The organism is Streptomyces iconiensis (assembly GCF_028657195.3).
Lineage (GTDB): Bacteria > Actinomycetota > Actinomycetes > Streptomycetales > Streptomycetaceae > Streptomyces > Streptomyces iconiensis.
Genome location: NZ_JANCPR020000016.1, coordinates 33510 through 51822, shown reverse-complemented (window position 1 = coordinate 51822; position 18313 = coordinate 33510). Strand labels below are relative to the sequence as shown.

12 protein-coding genes are annotated in these 18313 nt (G+C 70.1%); 8 read left to right on the top strand and 4 right to left on the bottom strand.

The window, feature by feature from the left end; genetic code table 11:
- The first annotated feature begins 3 nt into the window (after positions 1 to 3).
- The 4 genes from nuoL (at position 4) to NMN56_RS17555 (ending at position 5923) form a co-directional block, all read left to right on the top strand.
- The gene (nuoL, locus tag NMN56_RS17570; RefSeq protein WP_430542614.1) at positions 4 to 1890 is read left to right on the top strand and encodes an NADH-quinone oxidoreductase subunit L; all 1887 of its coding nucleotides are present in this window, start codon (positions 4 to 6) and stop codon (positions 1888 to 1890) included.
- Between the two features lie 3 nt (positions 1891 to 1893).
- Positions 1894 to 3594 carry an NADH-quinone oxidoreductase subunit M gene (locus NMN56_RS17565; RefSeq protein ID WP_274040413.1) on the top strand — a complete coding sequence of 567 codons (1701 nt, stop codon included), beginning with the start codon at positions 1894 to 1896 and terminating at the stop codon, positions 3592 to 3594.
- Positions 3595 to 3632: 38 nt separating this feature from the next.
- The gene (gene nuoN, locus NMN56_RS17560) at positions 3633 to 5246 is read left to right on the top strand and encodes an NADH-quinone oxidoreductase subunit NuoN (protein WP_274040556.1); all 1614 of its coding nucleotides are present in this window, start codon (positions 3633 to 3635) and stop codon (positions 5244 to 5246) included.
- 293 nt (positions 5247 to 5539) lie between these two features.
- The gene (locus NMN56_RS17555) at positions 5540 to 5923 is read left to right on the top strand and encodes a cupin domain-containing protein (protein WP_274040412.1); all 384 of its coding nucleotides are present in this window, start codon (positions 5540 to 5542) and stop codon (positions 5921 to 5923) included.
- A gap of 116 nt (positions 5924 to 6039) precedes the next feature.
- Here NMN56_RS17555 and NMN56_RS17550 read toward each other — a convergent pair whose 3' ends face one another.
- Positions 6040 to 6621, bottom strand: a complete 582-nt coding sequence (locus NMN56_RS17550; RefSeq protein ID WP_274040411.1) for a hypothetical protein — start codon at positions 6619 to 6621, stop codon at positions 6040 to 6042.
- Positions 6622 to 6834: 213 nt separating this feature from the next.
- Between NMN56_RS17550 and recQ the strand changes: the two genes are divergently transcribed.
- Positions 6835 to 8739 carry a DNA helicase RecQ gene (gene recQ / locus NMN56_RS17545; RefSeq protein ID WP_274040410.1) on the top strand — a complete coding sequence of 635 codons (1905 nt, stop codon included), beginning with the start codon at positions 6835 to 6837 and terminating at the stop codon, positions 8737 to 8739.
- 192 nt (positions 8740 to 8931) lie between these two features.
- Here the strand turns inward: recQ and fahA are convergent, their stop codons facing one another.
- The gene (gene fahA, locus NMN56_RS17540; protein WP_274040409.1) at positions 8932 to 10140 is read right to left on the bottom strand and encodes a fumarylacetoacetase; all 1209 of its coding nucleotides are present in this window, start codon (positions 10138 to 10140) and stop codon (positions 8932 to 8934) included.
- A gap of 293 nt (positions 10141 to 10433) precedes the next feature.
- Between fahA and NMN56_RS17535 the strand changes: the two genes are divergently transcribed.
- The gene (locus NMN56_RS17535; RefSeq protein ID WP_274040408.1) at positions 10434 to 11690 is read left to right on the top strand and encodes a carboxylate--amine ligase; all 1257 of its coding nucleotides are present in this window, start codon (positions 10434 to 10436) and stop codon (positions 11688 to 11690) included.
- Positions 11691 to 11863: 173 nt separating this feature from the next.
- Positions 11864 to 13063, top strand: a complete 1200-nt coding sequence (locus tag NMN56_RS17530) for an NAD(P)-binding domain-containing protein (RefSeq protein WP_430542612.1) — start codon at positions 11864 to 11866, stop codon at positions 13061 to 13063.
- A gap of 236 nt (positions 13064 to 13299) precedes the next feature.
- Here the strand turns inward: NMN56_RS17530 and NMN56_RS17525 are convergent, their stop codons facing one another.
- Together NMN56_RS17525 and NMN56_RS17520 are read right to left on the bottom strand one after the other, a co-directional pair.
- Positions 13300 to 15303 (bottom strand): CocE/NonD family hydrolase, encoded by a 2004-nt coding sequence (locus NMN56_RS17525; RefSeq protein WP_274040406.1) that lies wholly within the window; start codon positions 15301 to 15303, stop codon positions 13300 to 13302.
- Between the two features lie 32 nt (positions 15304 to 15335).
- Entirely contained in the window at positions 15336 to 16838 is a 1503-nt protein-coding gene (locus NMN56_RS17520; protein ID WP_274040405.1) for a peptide MFS transporter, read from the bottom strand.
- 299 nt (positions 16839 to 17137) lie between these two features.
- On the opposite strand from NMN56_RS17520, the gene NMN56_RS17515 reads away from it, so the two are divergent.
- Entirely contained in the window at positions 17138 to 18151 is a 1014-nt protein-coding gene (locus NMN56_RS17515; protein WP_274040404.1) for a polyprenyl synthetase family protein, read from the top strand.
- Positions 18152 to 18313: the final 162 nt, after the last annotated feature.

Here is an 18313-nt window from a genome sequence, read left to right as displayed (position 1 = left end):
TCCATGATCGGACTGCTCGTCGGCGCACCCCTGTTGGGCGCGGCGGTGCTGTTGTGCGGGGGGCGGCGCCTGGACCGTGCGGGCCACTGGCTCGCCTGCCTGCTCTCCGGTGCCTCTTTTGTGATCGGTGTGCTGTTCTTCCTCGACATGCTGGGCAGGAGCGGCGACGACCGCTCGCTGCACTCGCACCTGTGGTCCTGGGTGCCGGTCGAGGGTTTCCAGGCCGATGTCGCCTTCCAGCTCGACCAGTTGTCGATGACGTTCGTCCTGCTGATCACGGGTGTGGGCACGCTCATCCACATCTACTCGGTCGGCTATATGGAGCACGACCCGCGCAGGCGCCGCTTCTTCGGCTATCTCAACCTCTTCCTCGCTGCGATGCTGCTGCTGGTCCTCGCCGACAACTACTTGCTGCTGTACGTCGGCTGGGAGGGTGTCGGGCTCGCCTCGTACCTGCTGATCGGTTTCTGGCAGGACAAGCCGAGCGCCGCTGCTGCGGCGAAGAAGGCGTTCCTGGTCAACCGCGTCGGCGACGCGGGCCTGGCCATCGCGATCTTCCTGATGTTCACCACCTTCGGTTCCTTCGCCTTCGCGCCCGTGCTCTCCAGCGCGACGGACGCGAGTGAGGGCAAGCTGACGGCCGTCGGGCTGATGCTGCTGCTCGCGGCGTGCGGCAAGTCGGCGCAGGTGCCGCTCCAGTCGTGGCTGGGCGACGCGATGGAGGGCCCGACTCCGGTCTCGGCCCTCATCCACGCGGCGACGATGGTGACGGCGGGCGTCTACCTCATCACCCGTTCCGGGGCGATCTTCAACGCGGCGCCCGACGCGCAGACCGTGGTGGTGGTCGTCGGCGCGGTGACGCTGCTGTTCGGTGCGATCGTCGGTTGTGCGAAGGACGACATCAAGAAGGCCCTGGCGGGCTCGACGATGTCGCAGATCGGCTACATGATCCTCGCGGCCGGACTCGGCCCGATCGGCTACGCGTTCGCGATCATGCACCTGGTGACGCACGGCTTCTTCAAGGCGGGGCTCTTCCTCGGCGCCGGTTCCGTGATGCACGGGATGAACGACGAGGTGAACATGCGCCACTACGGGGGCCTGCGCAAGCACATGCCGGTCACGTTCGTGACGTTCGGCCTGGGCTATCTCGCCATCATCGGCTTCCCCGGGCTGTCCGGGTTCTTCTCCAAGGACCAGATCATCGAGGCGGCCTTCGCCAAGGGCGGTACCCAGGGCTGGATCCTGGGCGCCGTGACCCTGCTGGGCGCCGCGATCACGGCGTACTACATGACGCGCGTGATGGCGATGACCTTCTTCGGGGAGAAGCGCTGGAAGCCCGATGCCGAGGGGAACGAACCCCATCCGCACGAGTCGCCCAGGTCCATGACCATCCCGATGGTCGTGCTCGCGTTCGGTTCGGTATTCGCCGGTGGGCTGTTCAAGTTCAACGAGTCGTTCGTCAACTGGCTCGAACCGGTGACCCAGTTCGAGCACGGGCACTCGCCGCTCTCGGCCACGGCGGTCACCTCCGCCACGGTCGTCGCGCTCGTCATCGGCGTGGGTGCCGCCTGGCTCCAGTACGGGCGCCGCACGGTGCCCTCGGTCGCACCGCGCGGTTCGCTGCTGACCCGCGCGGCCAGGCGGGACCTGCTCCAGGACGACTTCAACCACATCGTGCTGGTCAACGGCGGCACGTACCTCACCCGCAGCCTGGTCTACGCCGACAACAAGGTGGTCGACGGCGCCGTGAACGGCACGGCCGCCACCTTCGGCGGACTGTCCGGGCGGCTGCGGCGGCTCCAGAACGGTTTCGCCCGCTCGTACGCGGTCTCGATGTTCGGCGGCGCGGCGGTGCTGATCGCCGCCACCCTGCTGATGAGGGCGGTCTGAGTTATGTCATTTCCTCTTCTGACGGTCACGGCCCTGGTGCCCGCCGTCGGCGCTGTGGCCACGGCGGCCGTCCCGGCGGCGAAGCGCACGGCGGCCAAGTGGCTGGCGCTGCTCTTCTCGCTGGCCACGCTGGTCCTCGCCGCCGTGGTCCTGGCCGGGTTCGACCCTGGCGGCGACCGCTACCAGATGACCGAGTCGCGGGCCTGGATCGCGGACTTCGGGGTGCGCTACGAGCTGGGCGTCGACGGGATCGGCGCGGTGATGATCGCGCTGACGGCACTGCTGATCCCGTTCGTCATCGGCGCCGGCTGGAACGACGCGGACGCCGACGAGGACGCCGATGGGGCGGCCGGGAGCGGTGCGCCGGGCGGTGGTGGCCCGGCCGCGGGCGGCGTGAAGAGCCGCTGGCGCCCCACCCAGGGCTTCTTCGCGCTGATCCTCGCCGTCGAGGCCATGGTGGTCATCTCGTTCGCCGCCACCGATGTCTTCCTGTTCTACATCTTCTTCGAAGCCATGCTCATCCCGATGTACTTCCTCATCGGCGGCTTCGGCGACAAGGCGCACGCGGCCGGCGAGGAGGAGGGCGCCAAGCAACGCTCGTACGCGGCCGTGAAGTTCCTGCTCTACAACCTGGCCGGCGGACTGATCATGCTGGCCGCCGTCATCGGCCTGTACGTGGCCAGCGCCGACCAGCTCGGCGAGGGCACCTTCTCGCTCCAGCAGCTCACTCAGGCCCGCGCGAGCGGTGACTTCTCGCTGGCAGACAACACCGAACGGCTGCTGTTCCTCGGCTTCTTCCTCGCGTTCGCCGTCAAGGCACCGCTGTGGCCGCTGCACACATGGCTGCCCAACGCCATGGGCGAGGCGACGGCGCCGGTCGCGGTGCTCATCACGGCGGTCGTCGACAAGGTCGGCACCTTCGCGATGCTCCGCTTCTGCCTGGGCCTCTTCCCCGGCGCCAGCCAGTGGGCGACACCCGTGGTGATCGTGCTCGCGCTGATCAGCATCATCTACGGCGCACTGCTCGCCGTCGGACAGCGCGACATCAAGCGCCTGGTGGCCTACGCGTCGATCTCGCACTTCGGCTTCATCGTGCTCGGCATCTTCGCGATGACCAGCCAGGGCCAGGGCGGCGCGACGCTCTACATGGTCTTCCATGGCATCTCAACCGCGGCGCTGATGCTGGTGGCCGGGTTCCTCATCTCGCGTCGCGGCTCGCGTCTGATCGCGGACTACGGGGGAGTGCAGAAGGTGGCGCCCGTACTGGCGGGCACCTTCCTGGTCGGGGGCCTGGCGACACTGTCGCTGCCGGGACTCGCTCCGTTCATCAGCGAATTTCTCGTCCTGGCGGGCACGTTCAGCCGCTACCCCGTAGCCGGCATCGTCGCCACGGCCGGGATCATCCTCGCCGCGCTGTACGTACTGCTGCTCTACCAGCGCACGATGACCGGGCCCGTGGAGAAGCCGGAGATCCGGCGTATGCCCGACCTCAAGGTGCGGGAACTGGCCGTCGTGACACCGCTGATCGCGCTGCTCGTCGTGCTCGGCCTCTTTCCCAAGCCGCTCACCCAGATCGTGAACCCGGCGGTGGAGCACACCATGTCGGACGTACAGAAGAAGGACCCCAAGCCGCAGCATCCAGTCGCCGACCATGGCTGGTTCGACTACAAGCCGGCGAAGCACAGTGGAGGTGACCACGAGTGAGCGCGCTCGGTTCGGCTGGGGCCGTCCCCAGCCTGTGGATGGTGGCCGAGGGCGAGAAGCTCAAGGCGCCCGACATCGAGTTCAGCCAGCTGTCCCCGACACTGATCGTTCTCGGGGTCGCGGCGCTCGGCATCGTCCTTGAGGCGTTCCTGCCGCGCAGGTCGCGGTACGGCGCGCAGGTGTTCGTCTCGCTGCTGGGCCTCGCGGCGGCCTTCGCCGCCGTCGTCGCCCTCGCGGCCACCGGTTCCGGAGGCACCAAGGCGCAGATCGCCGGCATGGGTGCCATCGCGGTCGACGGTCCCGCGCTGTTCCTGCAGGGCACGATCCTTCTGGTCGCCATCGTCTCGGTGTTCATCTTCGCCGAGCGCCGCCTGGAGCCTTCAGCGCCGGGCGCGCAGGTCGACTCCTTCGCGGCGCAGCCGGCCTCCGTGCCGGGCGGTGAGGGGGAGCGGGAGGCGACGAAGGCCGGGTGGACGACCACCGAGGTCTTCCCGCTGCTGCTCTTCGCCGTCGGCGGCATGCTGCTCTTCCCGGCGGCCAACGACCTGTTGACGCTCTTCATCGCGCTGGAGGTCTTCTCGCTGCCGCTGTACCTGCTGTGCGCGCTGGCGCGCCGCAGGCGGCTGCTGTCGCAGGAGGCGGCGGTCAAGTACTTCCTGCTGGGCGCCTTCTCCTCGGCGTTCCTGCTCTTCGGTACCGCGCTGCTCTACGGCTACGCGGGAACCGTCAACTACTCGGGCATCGCACGGGTCATCTCCAACGCCGACGCGACCACCGACCCCGTGCTCGCGCAGACCATGGGCAACGACGCGCTGCTGCTGATCGGCGGCGCGCTGGTGATCATGGGCCTGCTCTTCAAGGTCGGCGCCGTTCCCTTCCACATGTGGACCCCGGACGTCTACCAGGGCGCTCCCACCCCGGTGACCGGTTTCATGGCGGCGGCGACCAAGGTGGCCGCTTTCGGCGCGCTGCTGCGGCTGCTGTACGTGGTGCTGCCGGGGCTGCGCTGGGACTGGCGTCCGGTGATGTGGGGCGTCGCGATCCTGACGATGCTCGCGGGCGCTCTGGTGGCCATCACGCAGACGGACATCAAGCGGCTGCTGGCCTACTCCTCCATCGCGCACGCCGGCTTCCTGCTCGCGGGCGTCATCGCCACCTCCGAGGACGGCGTCTCCTCCGTCCTGTTCTACCTGGCGGCCTACTCCTTCGTGACACTGGGCGCCTTCGCCGTGGTCACCCTCGTACGGGATGCGGGAGGCGAGGCGACGCACCTGTCCAAGTGGGCGGGGCTGGGCCGCCGTTCGCCACTGCTCGCCGCCGTGTTCGCGGTCTTCCTGCTGGCGTTCGCGGGTATTCCGCTGACGTCGGGCTTCGCCGGCAAGTTCGCGGTGTTCAAGGCGGCGGCCGAGGGCGGCGCCGGGCCGCTGGTCGTGGTCGGTGTGATCGCCTCCGCCATCGCGGCGTTCTTCTACTTGCGCGTCATCGTCCTGATGTTCTTCAGCGAGCCACAGGCGGACGGCCCGAGCGTCGCGGTACCGAGCGTGATGACGACGTCAGCGATCGCCGTCGGCGTGATCGTCACGATCGTGCTCGGCGTCGCCCCGCAGTACTTCCTGGATCTGGCGGGCCAGGCCGGGGTGTTCGTCCGGTAGCCCGCCCCACGACCCGGACCGGCCGCCCGGCACCCCGGCAGGGGCGCCGGGCGGCGGTGTTCCGTGATGCCCCGGTGACCCGTCCCGTACATCGGTGACCCGTCCCCGTTCAAGAGATTCCGGAGCGCGAAAGGGCCGCCGGATCCGTAGGTGCGGGCACCGAGGTGACAGGTCGCTGCACTTCGGCGGGCATTTCCCTGCCACCGCCCGGCCATCAGGCCAACTGGCGGCCCGGAGACCGCTGTTGAGGCCCCAGTGACAAACGGTGTGCGGGAACGGTAGGAATTCGAAGTATGGGTTGTGTGATTCTCCGTCGAGAAAACGACGGATACGCGGGAAAACAAGGCGGTATCTTCACCGAGGGCGTCTCTGCCGAGTCGGTGGGCGCGAAAGGACTGTGTCTGCATGTGCTGCACATTCCGGCGCATTCGCGCGGTGAGCCCCATCTGCACGAGGGGCACGAGTCGGCGATATACGTCGTCAGCGGCTCGCACGAGATATGGCACGGCGACGACCTCACCGAACGGCACGTCCTGAACCCCGGCGACATGGTGTACGTACCGGCCGACATGCCGCACATGCCGGTCACCGGTGACGAGCCGGTGACCGTCGTCGTGGCCCGCACCGATCCGCGCGAGCAGGAGTCGGTGCACCTGCTCTCACCACGGGAGCCCTGAGGCGTCACCTCCCCGGCCCGTGCGCACCGCGCGAGGGGCCGGGGCGAGGCGGCGTACCCGCGACCGGCACCTTGCCGGGCGCCCCGCGCGGCGGCGGCCGGCGCGGTGGGGCGGGCTCAGTTCCCGGGGTACTCGCGTACCTTGCCGGGTTCCTCCGTGACGTCCTTGAGCTTGTCGCTGAGATCCGGCAGCTTGTCGAGGTCGCTCACGTCCTTCGGCAGCTTGGCGGGGGCCTGCGCGACGCGCGCGTAGGTGTCGGTTTCGCCGCCGTTCCAGGTGACCTTCAGCGCCTTGGCGCTGACCGAGCCGATCTTGCCGGTGGACCGCTCCTCGCCGACACCGGCGGGGCACTTGAGGACGAGCGCGCTCTCGCCCGCTGACTTCATCACGCGTCCGCTGCACATCTTCTTGTCGCGCAGCAGGGACGCCGCGTCCCCGACGACCGTCAGCATCAGCTTCTGGCCATCGGCCCGCGCCGTCCACACCCCCGCCAGCTCGCCCTTGCCGCCGCCGTTCCCACCGTTCCCGCTCGCGGTCTTCTCCGCTGTGGGCGAGGGCTCGGCGGTCGGCTTGTTCTTGCCGTCCGCACCGTCCCCGCCGTCCCCGCCGCCGTCGTTGCCGCTTCCGCAGCCGCTCACCAGCAGCGCGACAGCCGCCGCAGCGGCCATCGCCCCCGTCATCCGCGCTGACGTGCGCACGTTGTGCTCCTCCGTTGGTTCGCAGGGATCATGCGTTGACTTGCAAGATCACGACAAAGTGGTTCTACAGGATCACGAAAGTTGATTTACAGGATCACGACAAAGTAGCAGCGCGGGTCCACGGCGGTGGCGGAGCCGCAGTGGCCGACTCGTGAGGGTCCCGGGTTCCCGTCCCGGTCTCCGGATGTCAGCGCGGACGCCTATCGTGGCGGCATGCTTCAGGAGAGTGCCGAGGGTGCCGGCGGGGCGCCGGAGTCGGACGCGCTGCGCGTGCTGCGCCGCGTCTTCGGGTACGACGCGTTCCGCGGTCGCCAGGGCGAGGTCATCGAGCACGTGACGCGCGGCGGCGACGCCGTGGTGCTGATGCCGACCGGCGGCGGCAAGTCACTCTGCTATCAGATCCCTTCGCTGGTCAGATCCGGTACGGGCGTGGTGATCTCGCCGCTGATCGCGCTGATGCAGGACCAGGTGGACGCGCTGCGCGCGCTCGGTGTGCGGGCCGGGTTCATCAACTCCACGCTCGACTTCGAAGAGCGCAGGGTCATGGAGGCGGAGTTCCTGGCGGGAGAGCTGGACCTCCTCTACCTCGCTCCCGAGCGGCTGCGCCTGGAGGCGACCACCGCGCTGCTGGAGCGCGGCAAGATCTCGCTCTTCGCGATCGACGAGGCACACTGCGTCGCCCAGTGGGGCCACGACTTCCGCCCCGACTACCTCTCGCTCTCCCTGCTCCGCGAGCGCTGGCCCGATGTGCCCCGCGTCGCGCTGACGGCCACGGCGACCCGGGCCACGCACCGCGAGATCACCGAACGGCTCGGGCTGACCGAGGCGCGCGACTTCGTCGCCAGCTTCGACCGGCCCAACATCCAGTACCGCATCGTCCCCAAGCGCGACCCGAAGAAGCAGCTGCTGCGGTTCCTCAAGGACGAGCACGAGGGAGACGCGGGCATCGTGTACTGCCTGTCGCGCAACTCGGTCGAGCGCACCGCCGAGTTCCTGTGCCGCAACGGGGTCGAGGCCGTGCCCTACCACGCCGGCCTGGACGCGGGCACCCGCGCGGCGCATCAGTCGCGCTTCCTGCGCGAGGAGGGGCTGGTCGTCGTCGCCACCATCGCCTTCGGCATGGGCATCGACAAGCCGGACGTGCGCTTCGTCGCCCACCTCGACCTGCCCAAGTCCGTCGAGGGGTACTACCAGGAGACGGGCCGCGCAGGCCGCGACGGACTGCCCTCGACGGCCTGGCTCGCGTACGGGCTCCAGGACGTCGTCCAGCAGCGCAAGCTCATCGAGGGCGGCGAGGGCGACGCCGCCTTCCAGCGCCGTGCGCGCGCACACCTGGACGCCATGCTGTCCCTGTGCGAGACGGTGAGCTGCCGCAGGGGCCAGCTGCTCGCCTACTTCGGCCAGGCGCCCGAGGAGGGGGCGGCCGAGACCGCGTGCGGCAACTGCGACACGTGCCTGACCCCACCCGAGTCCTGGGACGGCACCGTACCTGCGCAGAAGGTGCTCTCGACCGTCGTACGGCTCAAGAACGAGCGAGGCCAGAAGTTCGGCTCAGGGCAGATCGTGGACATTCTGCTGGGCCGCAGAAGCGCCAAGGTCATCCAGTTCGACCACGACGCGCTGAAGGTGTTCGGCATCGGCAGCGAGCTGGGCGAGGCCGAATGGCGCGGCGTCGTACGGCAGTTGCTCGCCCAGGACCTCCTGGAGATCGAGGGCGAACACGGCACGCTCGTCCTCACCGAGGCCAGCGCCGATGTGCTGCGCGGCGAGCGCGAGGTACACATGCGCAAGGACCCGGCCCCCGTGGCCAAGCCGTCCGGCTCCGCCACAGGGGGCAGGTCAGGCCGCGCCAAGGCCGCGCCCGTCGACCTGCCCGAGGAGGCCCAGCCCGTCTTCGAGGCCCTGCGCGCCTGGCGCGGCGAACAGGCCAGAGAGCAGGGCGTCCCGGCATACGTCGTCTTCCACGACGCCACACTCCGCGAGATCGCCACCCAACACCCGTCAACGCTCGGTGAGTTGGGCAGCATCGGCGGAGTCGGCGAAAAGAAACTGGCAACCTACGGCGAAGGCATCCTGACCGTGCTCTCCGGAGAGCCGACCCCACCCGAACCCGAATAACGACCCCCGCCGCACACCCCCACCACCCCCCCCCCCGCCCCCGAAGGGGCGCGGGGAACGGCGCGCTCAGCCGAGACGCTCGGGGATCCCGCGAAGCACCTGCGGGGGCACCCACTCCCCGGCAGCACGGGCAAAGGAGGGGACACCCCGCAAAGCACAGCAGGGGCGGCCAGGGGCCCCGGCGCGCAAGGACTACCGGGGCGGGGCCACACGCCCAGTGACGTCGCCGAGGCCGATCCGGGTGTCCCCCGGCCCGGGGGCCCACGCGGAGAGACTCACCTCGTCACCGTCCTCAAGAAACGCCCGCTTCCCGTCCGGGAGGACCAACGGTTCGCGCCCACCCCAGGTCAGCTCCAGCAAGCAGCCACGCTGGGAGTGTTCGGGCCCGCTGACGGTCCCCGACCCGTAGAGGTCACCGGTGCGCAGGGAAGCGCCGTTGACCGTCATGTGCGCGAGCTGCTGCGCCGCCGTCCAGTACATCGCGGAGAACGGCGGCTCGGCGATCGTATGGCCGTTGAGCCGTACGGTGATCCGCAGGTCGAGGCCGCCGGGTGCGATGCCGTCCGCTGAGTCGTCCAGGTACGGCAGGAGCGGGAAGTCCCGCGAAGGCGGCGCAACCCGCGCCGCGTCCAGCGCTTCGAGGGGCGTGATCCACGGCGAGACGGAGGTCGCGAAGGACTTGCCGAGGAAGGGGCCCAGCGGAACGTACTCCCACGCCTGGAGATCACGCGCCGACCAGTCGTTGAGCAGCGTCACCCCGAACACGTGGTCGCGGAAGTCCGGCAGGCCGACGGCTGTGCCCTGTGCGCTGGGAGTGCCGACGACGAAGCCGACCTCCGCCTCGATGTCCAGCCGCTGCGAGGGCCCGAAGAGCGGCAGCGGCTCGGACGGGGGCTTGCGCTGACCCTGGGGGCGTACGACGGGGGTGCCGGAGACCACGACGGTGCCCGCACGCCCGTGGTAACCGATGGGCAGATGCTTCCAGTTGGGCGTGAGCGCGTCCCCGTCGGGACGGAAGATCCGGCCGACGTTCGTGGCGTGGTGCTCGCTGGCGTAGAAGTCGACGTAGTCGGCGACCTCGAAGGGCAGGTGCAGGGTGACCTCGTCGAGCGGAATCAGATGGCGCTCGGTGGCCTCGCGGTGCGCCTCGTCCGTGAGCCAGGAGCGCAGTGCGCCCCGTACGGCCTGCCATACGTGGCGTCCGGCCGCCATCAGCGGGTTGAGCGAGGGCTGCCGGAGGAGTTCGGCGTGCGGGGAGCCGTGTGCCGCCGCCGCGGCGCCCGCGTCGAGCACGCGCGCGCCGTAGCGGACGCCGACGCGGCGGTGGCCGGGGTCGTCCGCTGTGGTGAAGAGGCCGTACGGAAGGTTGTCCGGGCCGAAGAGGTCGTCGGGTGTACTCATGGCGATCAGGCTATGGCCCCGTATGGGCGCCGTGAAGGTCGCGAAGGTGCGGCAAAGGTATGGCCGGTGAAGCGCGCATTGTCCGGAAAGACCTTGGCGGAACCGGATGTTCAGGCTTAGCGTGCTTTGGGGGCACGGAGGGGGAGCCCGCCGTCACGGGGACCGCGATCACGGAGACCGCCGCCGGGGGAACTGCGGTCACCGAGACGCCATCCATCAGGGGGTCTGCGGTCACGGAGGGCCGTCAGGGGCCAGCAGCGAGCCGAGCCGAGCCGTGCCCGTAGGGGGGACGAGTGGCGAGCAAGGGCGCGCGCTTCAGCATCGACCGGTCCGTTCCCGGGCTGATCGTGAAGATCGGAGACTACCCGCTGCACCACGGCGGAGTCGGGGCGATCCGCAGCCTCGGCCGGCTCGGAGTGCCGATGTACGCGATCACCGAGGACCGCTGGACACCCGCTGCCCGCTCGCGCTATCTGCGCGCGCCGTTCGTGTGGCCCACCTCGGGCCGCGAGGACGCCGACCGGCTGCTGTCCGGGCTGCTGCGCGCCGGGCGCCGTGTGGGACGTCCCGCCGTACTGATCCCGACGGACGAAGAGGCCGCCGTGCTCATCGCGGAGCACCAGCGTGAGCTGCGCGAGCACTTCCTCTTCCCGCGCGTGGAGCCGGAGTTACCGAGGCGGCTGGCGAGCAAGCAGGGCCTGCACGAGCTGTGCGCCGAGCACGGCGTGGCCTCGCCCGCCAGCAGCTCACCCGAGTCGTACGAGGCGGTGGAGCGCTTCGCCGCCACGGCACGCTTCCCCGTCGTCGCCAAGAACCGCGAGGCGTTCGTACGCCGCGCACGTCCCGCCGTCACGGGCACCACGCGCATCGCGGGCCCACGTGAACTGCTCGCACTGGCACGCGGCTGGGGCGAGCGGCCCGGCGTGATCCTCCAGGAGTATCTGCCCCTGGAGGACGCGGAGGACTGGATCGTGCACGCGTACTTCGCGGGGGAGAGCGAACCCCGCACGATGTTCACGGGCGTGAAAGTGCGCTCCTGGCCTCCGCACGCGGGCATGACGGCCGCCGCTTACGTGGCGGACAACCGCGAACTGGCCGCGATCTCAGCGCAGTTCGTCAAGCAGCTCGGCTTCTCCGGGATCATCGACCTCGACTGGCGCTACGACCGCCGCGACGGGCAGTACAAGCTACTGGACTTCAATCCCCGTATGGGGGCCCAGTTCCGGCTGTTCGAGAACGACGCGGGACTCGACGTCGTACGCGCCCAGCACCTCGACCTCACGGGACGCGCGGTGCCCGAGGGCGAACAGCGGGACGGGCGGCGGTACATGGTGGAGCACATCGACCCTGCCGCGCGTCTCGCCTACACGCGTGCGGGAGGCCGCGCCTACCGCACCCCGCACACACCGGCGAAGCCGCGCGGCACCGAACTGGCCTGGTGTGCGGCCGACGACCCGCTCCCGGCAGCCGTGATGGCCGCGCGGCTCGTACGTCCGGGGATCAAGCACCTGTGGCAGCTGTGGCGACGCTCACGCGCCTGCCGTCCATGAGGTCACTCAGCGGACGGCGTTCCATGAGGTCACTCCATGGATGCCACCCATGAGGCCACCGCACGGGGGACGGTCCGGCCCGGTGGGCAGGCCCCGCAGACCGCTCGTGCAACGCCCGATCAACTCGTACAACGCCCGATCAACTCGTGCAACGCTCGATCAAGGGGAGGGAATTGGTGAGGACGACCGGACACGCCCCAGTAGTGGTGATCGGCGCGGGCCCCTACGGCCTGTCGACCGCCGCGCACCTGCACGCACGCGGAGTGCACACCCGGGTCTTCGGGGAGCCGATGGTCAGCTGGCGCGACCACATGCCCGAGGGAATGCTCCTGAAATCGACACCAGTAGCGTCCAACATCGACGCGCCCCAGCCGGGACACACACTGGTGGACTACTGCGAGTCCGCGGGGGAGCGGCGGTACGAGTCCGACTGGGACCTCGTACCCGTGGAGACGTTCGCGCGCTACGGGGAGTGGTTCCAGCGGCGACTGGTGCCCGGACTGGAGCGCGTACGGGTCGCCTCGGTCGAGCCCCGCGGGGGAGGTTTCGAGGTGAAGCTCGACTCCGGGGAGCTGTGCGCCGCGCGTGCCGTCGTCGTCGCCTCCGGGCTGACCGGCTTCGCCCATGTGCCCCGCGCGCTGGCCGCCGCGGCGCCGGACGGACTGTCCCCCACAGGGCCCGTCTCCCACAGTTCGCAGCACACCGACATGAAGCAGTTCGCCGACCGTGACCTCGTGGTCGTCGGCGCCGGCCAGTCGGCGCTGGAGACCGCTGTCCTCGCCGCCGAGGCGGGTGCAGCTTCCGTACGCGTCGTCGCGCGCGGACGCATGGCCGTCGGCTTCGGTGACCCTCCCGACCACCAGCCCCGGCTGCGCCCCGAATCGCCCTTCGGGCGCGCGTGGTCGCTGTACGGGCTCACCTACTACGCGGGCACCTTCCGCCACCTGCCCGCCCCCGTACGCCACGGACTCGTGCGCCGTGTCCTCGGCCCGCTGGGCGCCTGGTGGCTGCGCGAGCGCTTCACGGGACGTGTCGGGGTCACCCAGGGGCGCCGCATCGTGCGGACGCGGGCCGCGCGGTACGGCGGCGCGCTACTGGAACTCGCCGGCGGGGTGCCGATCGAGGCCGACCACATCATCGCCGCGACCGGCTACCGACCCGACATCTCATCGCTGGGCTTCCTCGGGCCCGGTATCCGCGCGGCCCTCGCCCGCTCGGGCCCCGCACCCCTCCTGGGCCCCGGCTTCCGGTCCTCGGTGCCCCACCTCTACTTCACCGGGCTCCCGGCGGCGGCCTCCTACGGGCCGGTGATGCGCTTCGTCGTAGGCACCGGGTACGCCTCCCGGCGCCTGGCCGAGGCGATCACCCTGTAGCGCGTTCCCCTTCCCGGCGCCCTTCTCCGAGCCCTCTTGCCTTCTCAGAGCACTGTTGTGTCCTCATGGGACCTCTCGCCCTCTTAGGGCCTCTTGTCCGGGCCCTCTCTCCAGGGGCGGATCCCCTTGCGCACGAGTGTGGGGGAAGGCCATCACGCGGCCTTCCCCCACACTCGTTCAGCCACCGGTGGAGTGCTCGTGCAACCGGCGGTGCGCGCTCGACCCGCGGTGTCCGCTCAGCCCGCGGTGCGCGGAATCCGCCGTTCCCAGCTACGGCGGAACACTTCGGTGCCGCCCTCCGTGCACACCACCTCGTTCGAGGTGAGGAAGTCGGTCCCGTCCGTGGTGATCTGGGAGCGGGTGTTCACCCGCGCGTCCCAGCCCAGGTCGGGCCGGTGCAGCCGGACCGACCACGCCGAATGCGTCCGCGCGCTGAGCGGGTCGGCCTCCTGGATGACGTACGTCTCCAGCGCGTCCTCGGTGAACTCCAGCCCGTCCGGGTACACACGGGTGCCCCCGTAACGCGGATCGACCTCCAGCCGCCATTCCCCGGCGGCGACATCCCGTACGACGACCCGCTCGGGCCGCTGCTCGCCGCCGGCGGGGTAGTGGACGCCGAGCGGTTCGGCCTGCTCGGGCTCCTCGAAGCGGATGGGCGCACGCTCGGCGACGGGAGCGCGTACGGGCAGCTCCAGCGTGCTCGCCGCGGGGTCGAGGGCCCAGCCGGCCTCGCTGCCCGCGTGGGGCCACACCCACGGCCAGTACGCGGAGGACAGCGCGAGCCGCACCCGGTGGCCCGGCGGGAAGGCGTGCCCGATCCCGTTGAGTTCGAAGGTGACGTCCTCCGTAGCGCCCGGCTCCCACTCCACCGCACGGTCGCGACCGTGCCGCGCGAGCAGGTTGAGGACGCCGCGCGTGACGAGCGTGGAGGAGCCGTCGGGCGCCACGTCGCACACGCGGGCGATGACCTGTCCGCGCGGTACGTCGGAAGTGATCCGCAGGCGTACCCGCGGACGGCCGACGATCTCGACGCGCTCATCGAGCCGCGCCGAGTCGAAGCAGACGGAACGCCCGTCCTCCTCGCGCTGGTCGGGCGGCAGGTCGGAGTCGTTACCGAACGGGAAGTAGCGGCCCGCGTCGACCCCGGTCTGCTGAGGCGAGCGCACGAGGAAGGGCCCGCTGCCCGGCAGCTCGTAGGGGGTCATGGTGACGTTCGGCGAGGGCCAGGAGTCGTCGCCGACCCAGCGTCCCGCCAGCTCGGGGTAGACGGTGGCCGGAGGGTGCGACTCGCTGATCCAGGAGCGCAGGAGCGGCTCCTCCATGACCCCCGTCTCCTCACCCTTGAGCCACTTGTCCCACCAGCGCAGCGTCTCCTGGAGAAAGCCGATGGCGGGTCCGGGCGGCAGACCCCGGTCCGGGTACTGGTGCGACCAGGGGCCGATGAGCCCGCGTACGGGCGAGTCCAAGTGCTCGACCAGGCGCAGGACGGTGTCGCGGTACGGGTCGTGCCAGCCGCCGACGGCGAGGACGGCCGCCTTGATGGAGGAGTAGTCCTCGCAGACGCTGCCGTGCCTCCAGTAGTCGTCACGGGACTGGTGGGCGAGCCAGGTGTGGATGAACGGGTCGACGGCCTCCAGCCTGCGCTGCCACATGTCGCGCCAGGCGTCGCCCACCTGCGCGGGGTCGGGCGGGCGGGAGACGAAGGCGAGCATGGTGGAAGCCCAGGCGTGCATGTCGACGGCGAGTACGGAGCCGCCCGTGTAGTGCACGTCGTTGTCGTAGCGGTCGTCGGCGGAGCAGACGGTGACGACCGCCTTGAGCGCCTCGGGCGCGCGTGCGGCGAGCTGGAGGCTGTTGAAGCCGCCCCAGGAGATGCCGAACATGCCGACCTTGCCCGTCGACCAGGGCTGTGCGGCGAGCCATTCGATGACGGCGATGCCGTCGGACAGCTCCGTCTCGTCGTACTCGTCGCCCGGCAGCCCCTCGGAGTTGCCGTGGCCGCGTACGTCGACGCGTACGGAGGCGTAGCCGTGGCCCGCGTACCAGGGATGGCGCTGCGCGTCGCGCGGGGCCGTCCAGTCGCTCAGGCGGTACGGCAGGTACTCCAGGAGCACCGGCACGGGTTCGTCCGTGACGGGGCGCCAGACGCGCGCGTACAGGCGCTCTCCCCCTGGCAGGGGGATCCAGACGTCCTCGCGGACGATCCGGTGGGGGAAGTCTTCAATGGTGCGGATGTGCATAAGGGGAATCCTCGGACACCTGGGGGATCGGGTCAGCGGACGGGGTGCATGGTGCGGCGCAGCCAGGGCGCCGCCGCGAAGACGCACAGCGCGACGACGACGGCGACGGCACCGTTGAGGGTGAAGTAGAGCGCGTCATTGATCTGCCCGTAGAACTTCACGGTCTGCGCCTGGATGCCGGTGGCGAGCGCGAGCGAGAGGAACCACAGGGCGAGGCCCTGGCTGCTGAAGGCGGCCGGCGCCAACTTGGTCGTCGCGGACATGCCGGTCGACTCCAGCAGCACGTCGCCGACGCCGATGAACAGCACGGCGAGCACGACCCAGACGAGGCTGAGCTGCCACGCCTCGCCCGATGTGCCCAGCAGCGCGGGCACCAGCACGAAGAAGCCGAGCCCTCCGAGGAGCACGCCGAGTGCGAGCTTGTTCGAGGCGTGAGGCTGGCGCGTGCCCATCCGCTGCCAGGTGCCGGCGATGAAGGGCGCCGACAGCACGGAGACGGCACCGAGCGCGGAGCTGATCCAGCTGGACGGCACGTGGTAGCCGAAGACGCTGGTGTTCACGTGCTCGTTGGTGAGCAGGACGAGCACCGTGTACGACTGGAAGAGCACGAAGTTGAACGCCACGGACGCCAGCCACAGCACCAGGAACGGCCGCAGCCTGCCGCGTTCCTCGCGGTTCACGCGCGGGCTGCGCCAGATCACCGTGAAGTACGCGAGGGGCGCCGCCATCGCGACGTAGGTGAGCGCGTCCACGAACCCCGCGAGCGACAGCGCGCCGAGCCAGGCGAGCAGCACACACAGCGCGGCGGCCACCACGATGCCGCCCGCGATCAGCCACACCGCGCGGCGCATCGCGGCCGGCGGCAGCGCGTACTCTGCCGCCGCCTTGCGCCCCGCGAGGTTGCGGCGGCCCGCGACGTACTGGATGAGGCCGAAGGTCATGCCGACGGCGGCGGCCGAGAAGCCCCAGTGCCAGTTGATGTCCTCGCCGAGCAGCCCGGTGATGATCGGGCCGAAGAAGGCGCCGATGTTGATGCTCATGTAGTAGAGCGAGAAACCGGCGTCGCGGCGCTCGTCGGTGGCGGTGTACAGCTTGCCGACCATGGCCGCGACGTTCGGCTTGAGCATGCCTGTGCCCGCGCTGATCAGCCCGAGGCCGATCCACGTGGAGGCGGGATGGGGGACGGCCATGGCGTAGTGACCACAGGCGATCAACACGCCCCCGTAGAGCACCGAGCGGTACGAGCCGAGCATCCGGTCGGCGATCCAGCCGCCCGCCACCGACAGCAGGTAGACGAGGGTGCTGTATCCGGCGGCGACGGAGGCGGCGGCGCCCGGCTCCATTCCGAGCCCGTTGTCCGCCTCGGAGGCGGAGAAGAAGAGCACGAGGATGGCCTGCATCCCGAGGAACGAGAAACGCTCCCAGACCTCAAGCCCTGAGAGCGTCAACAGCCCGCGTGGCTGCCCCAGGAACTCCCTTTCCGCTCTCTCCTCGCCACTGTCCGGGACGGACTTCTGGCTTGATTTGGGGGTCACGGGTGGTGCTCCTGACACGTTCGGCGATTCGAGTGCCTCTGCTGTCCCGGATACTCGTCGGCAAACCGCAATCAAAGGTGACTTGCAACATATCCCGTATGTCCGCGCATGGCGTGCCAAGACCGGTCTGACGGGCGGGCGCCGACCGTGATCGTTATGTGACCGGTTACGCTGCCAGGTGTTGGTGACACTCAACCAATGGGTGACACTCGGCCAATGAGAGAACGTGCCGTCCCGGAAAACGCTGCGCGATCCGCTGCCCGCTGATCGTTCCATGTACGCAGACAGGAGTACCCCTCGTGACCGTCGTCGGGCCCTTCGGGCTGAGCGTGCGGGACCAGGCTCTTGAAGCTGATGTCCAAGCAGGGTTGGCGGCCGTTGAGGAGGGCCTCATCGAGGCCACGAAGAGCGACGTGCCGTTCATCACGGAGGCGGCCCAGCATCTGGTGAAGGCCGGCGGAAAACGTTTCCGGCCACTGCTGGTGACGCTGGGGGCACAGTTCGGCGACCCGTATGCGCCAGGTGTCGTCCCCTCGGCCGTGGTTGTCGAGCTGACCCACCTCGCGACGCTCTACCACGACGACGTCATGGACGAGGCCGACGTACGCAGGGGTGTCCCCAGCGCCAACGCCAACTGGGACAACTCCGTCGCCGTTCTCACCGGCGACTTCCTCTTCGCGCGCGCCTCGCACATACTGGCCGACCTCGGCCCCGAGGCCGTCCGTATCCAGGCCGAAGCGTTCGAACGGCTCGTCACAGGCCAGATCATGGAGACCGCGGGGCCCGCCGACGGGCACGACCCCATCGACCACTACCTCGATGTGATCGCGGGCAAGACGGGCTCGCTGATCGCCGTCGCCGGCCGGTTCGGCGCGATGATGTCGGGGGCCGACGAGCGCACGGTCTCCGTGCTCACCCAGTACTGCGAGCGGATCGGCGTCGCCTTCCAGCTCGCCGACGACGTCCTCGACATCGCCAGCGACGAGCGGGAGTCGGGCAAGACCCCCGGTACCGATCTGCGCGAGGGCATTCCGACGCTGCCGGTGCTGTACGTACGCGCGCGCGCGAGTTCCCCGGACGCGACGGCCGAGGACCACGAGCTGTGCGCGCTGCTCGGCGGGGACCTCACGGACGACGGACGGCATGCGGAGGCGCTGGCAGCGCTGCGCGCGCACCCCGCGCTGGAGCAGGCCCGCCGCTCCACCGTCCGCTACGCGGACGAGGCCCGCGAGATGCTCGCACCGCTTCCCGACAACGCCGCGAAGTCCGCACTGACCTCGCTGTGCACGGCCGTGGTCCACCGCGCCGGGTGAACTCACCGGCACCGGACGCCGTTGGGGCGCGAGCCCCGAACGGGCGTGCCTCCGCGGCGGGGCGCCTGACCTGGCGCCGGGCGCCTCACCGAAAGGTGGAGAGGACGTCATCCCGGGGGAGTACGGGGAGTTGCCTCTCTCGGCTGACGCGCGGCGGCTGCG

Bases quoted from the DNA above. Each gene is read 5' to 3' on its own strand.
- NMN56_RS17565 (WP_274040413.1), top strand. From the start codon at position 1,894: ATGTCATTTCCTCTTCTGACGGTCACGGCCCTGGTGCCCGCCGTCGGC.
- recQ (WP_274040410.1), top strand. From the start codon at position 6,835: ATGCTTCAGGAGAGTGCCGAGGGTGCCGGCGGGGCGCCGGAGTCGGAC.
- NMN56_RS17555 (WP_274040412.1), top strand. From the start codon at position 5,540: ATGGGTTGTGTGATTCTCCGTCGAGAAAACGACGGATACGCGGGAAAA.
- nuoN (WP_274040556.1), top strand. From the start codon at position 3,633: ATGGTGGCCGAGGGCGAGAAGCTCAAGGCGCCCGACATCGAGTTCAGC.
- fahA (WP_274040409.1), bottom strand. From the start codon at position 10,140: ATGAGTACACCCGACGACCTCTTCGGCCCGGACAACCTTCCGTACGGC.
- NMN56_RS17525 (WP_274040406.1), bottom strand. From the start codon at position 15,303: ATGCACATCCGCACCATTGAAGACTTCCCCCACCGGATCGTCCGCGAG.
- nuoL (WP_430542614.1), top strand. From the start codon at position 4: ATGATCGGACTGCTCGTCGGCGCACCCCTGTTGGGCGCGGCGGTGCTG.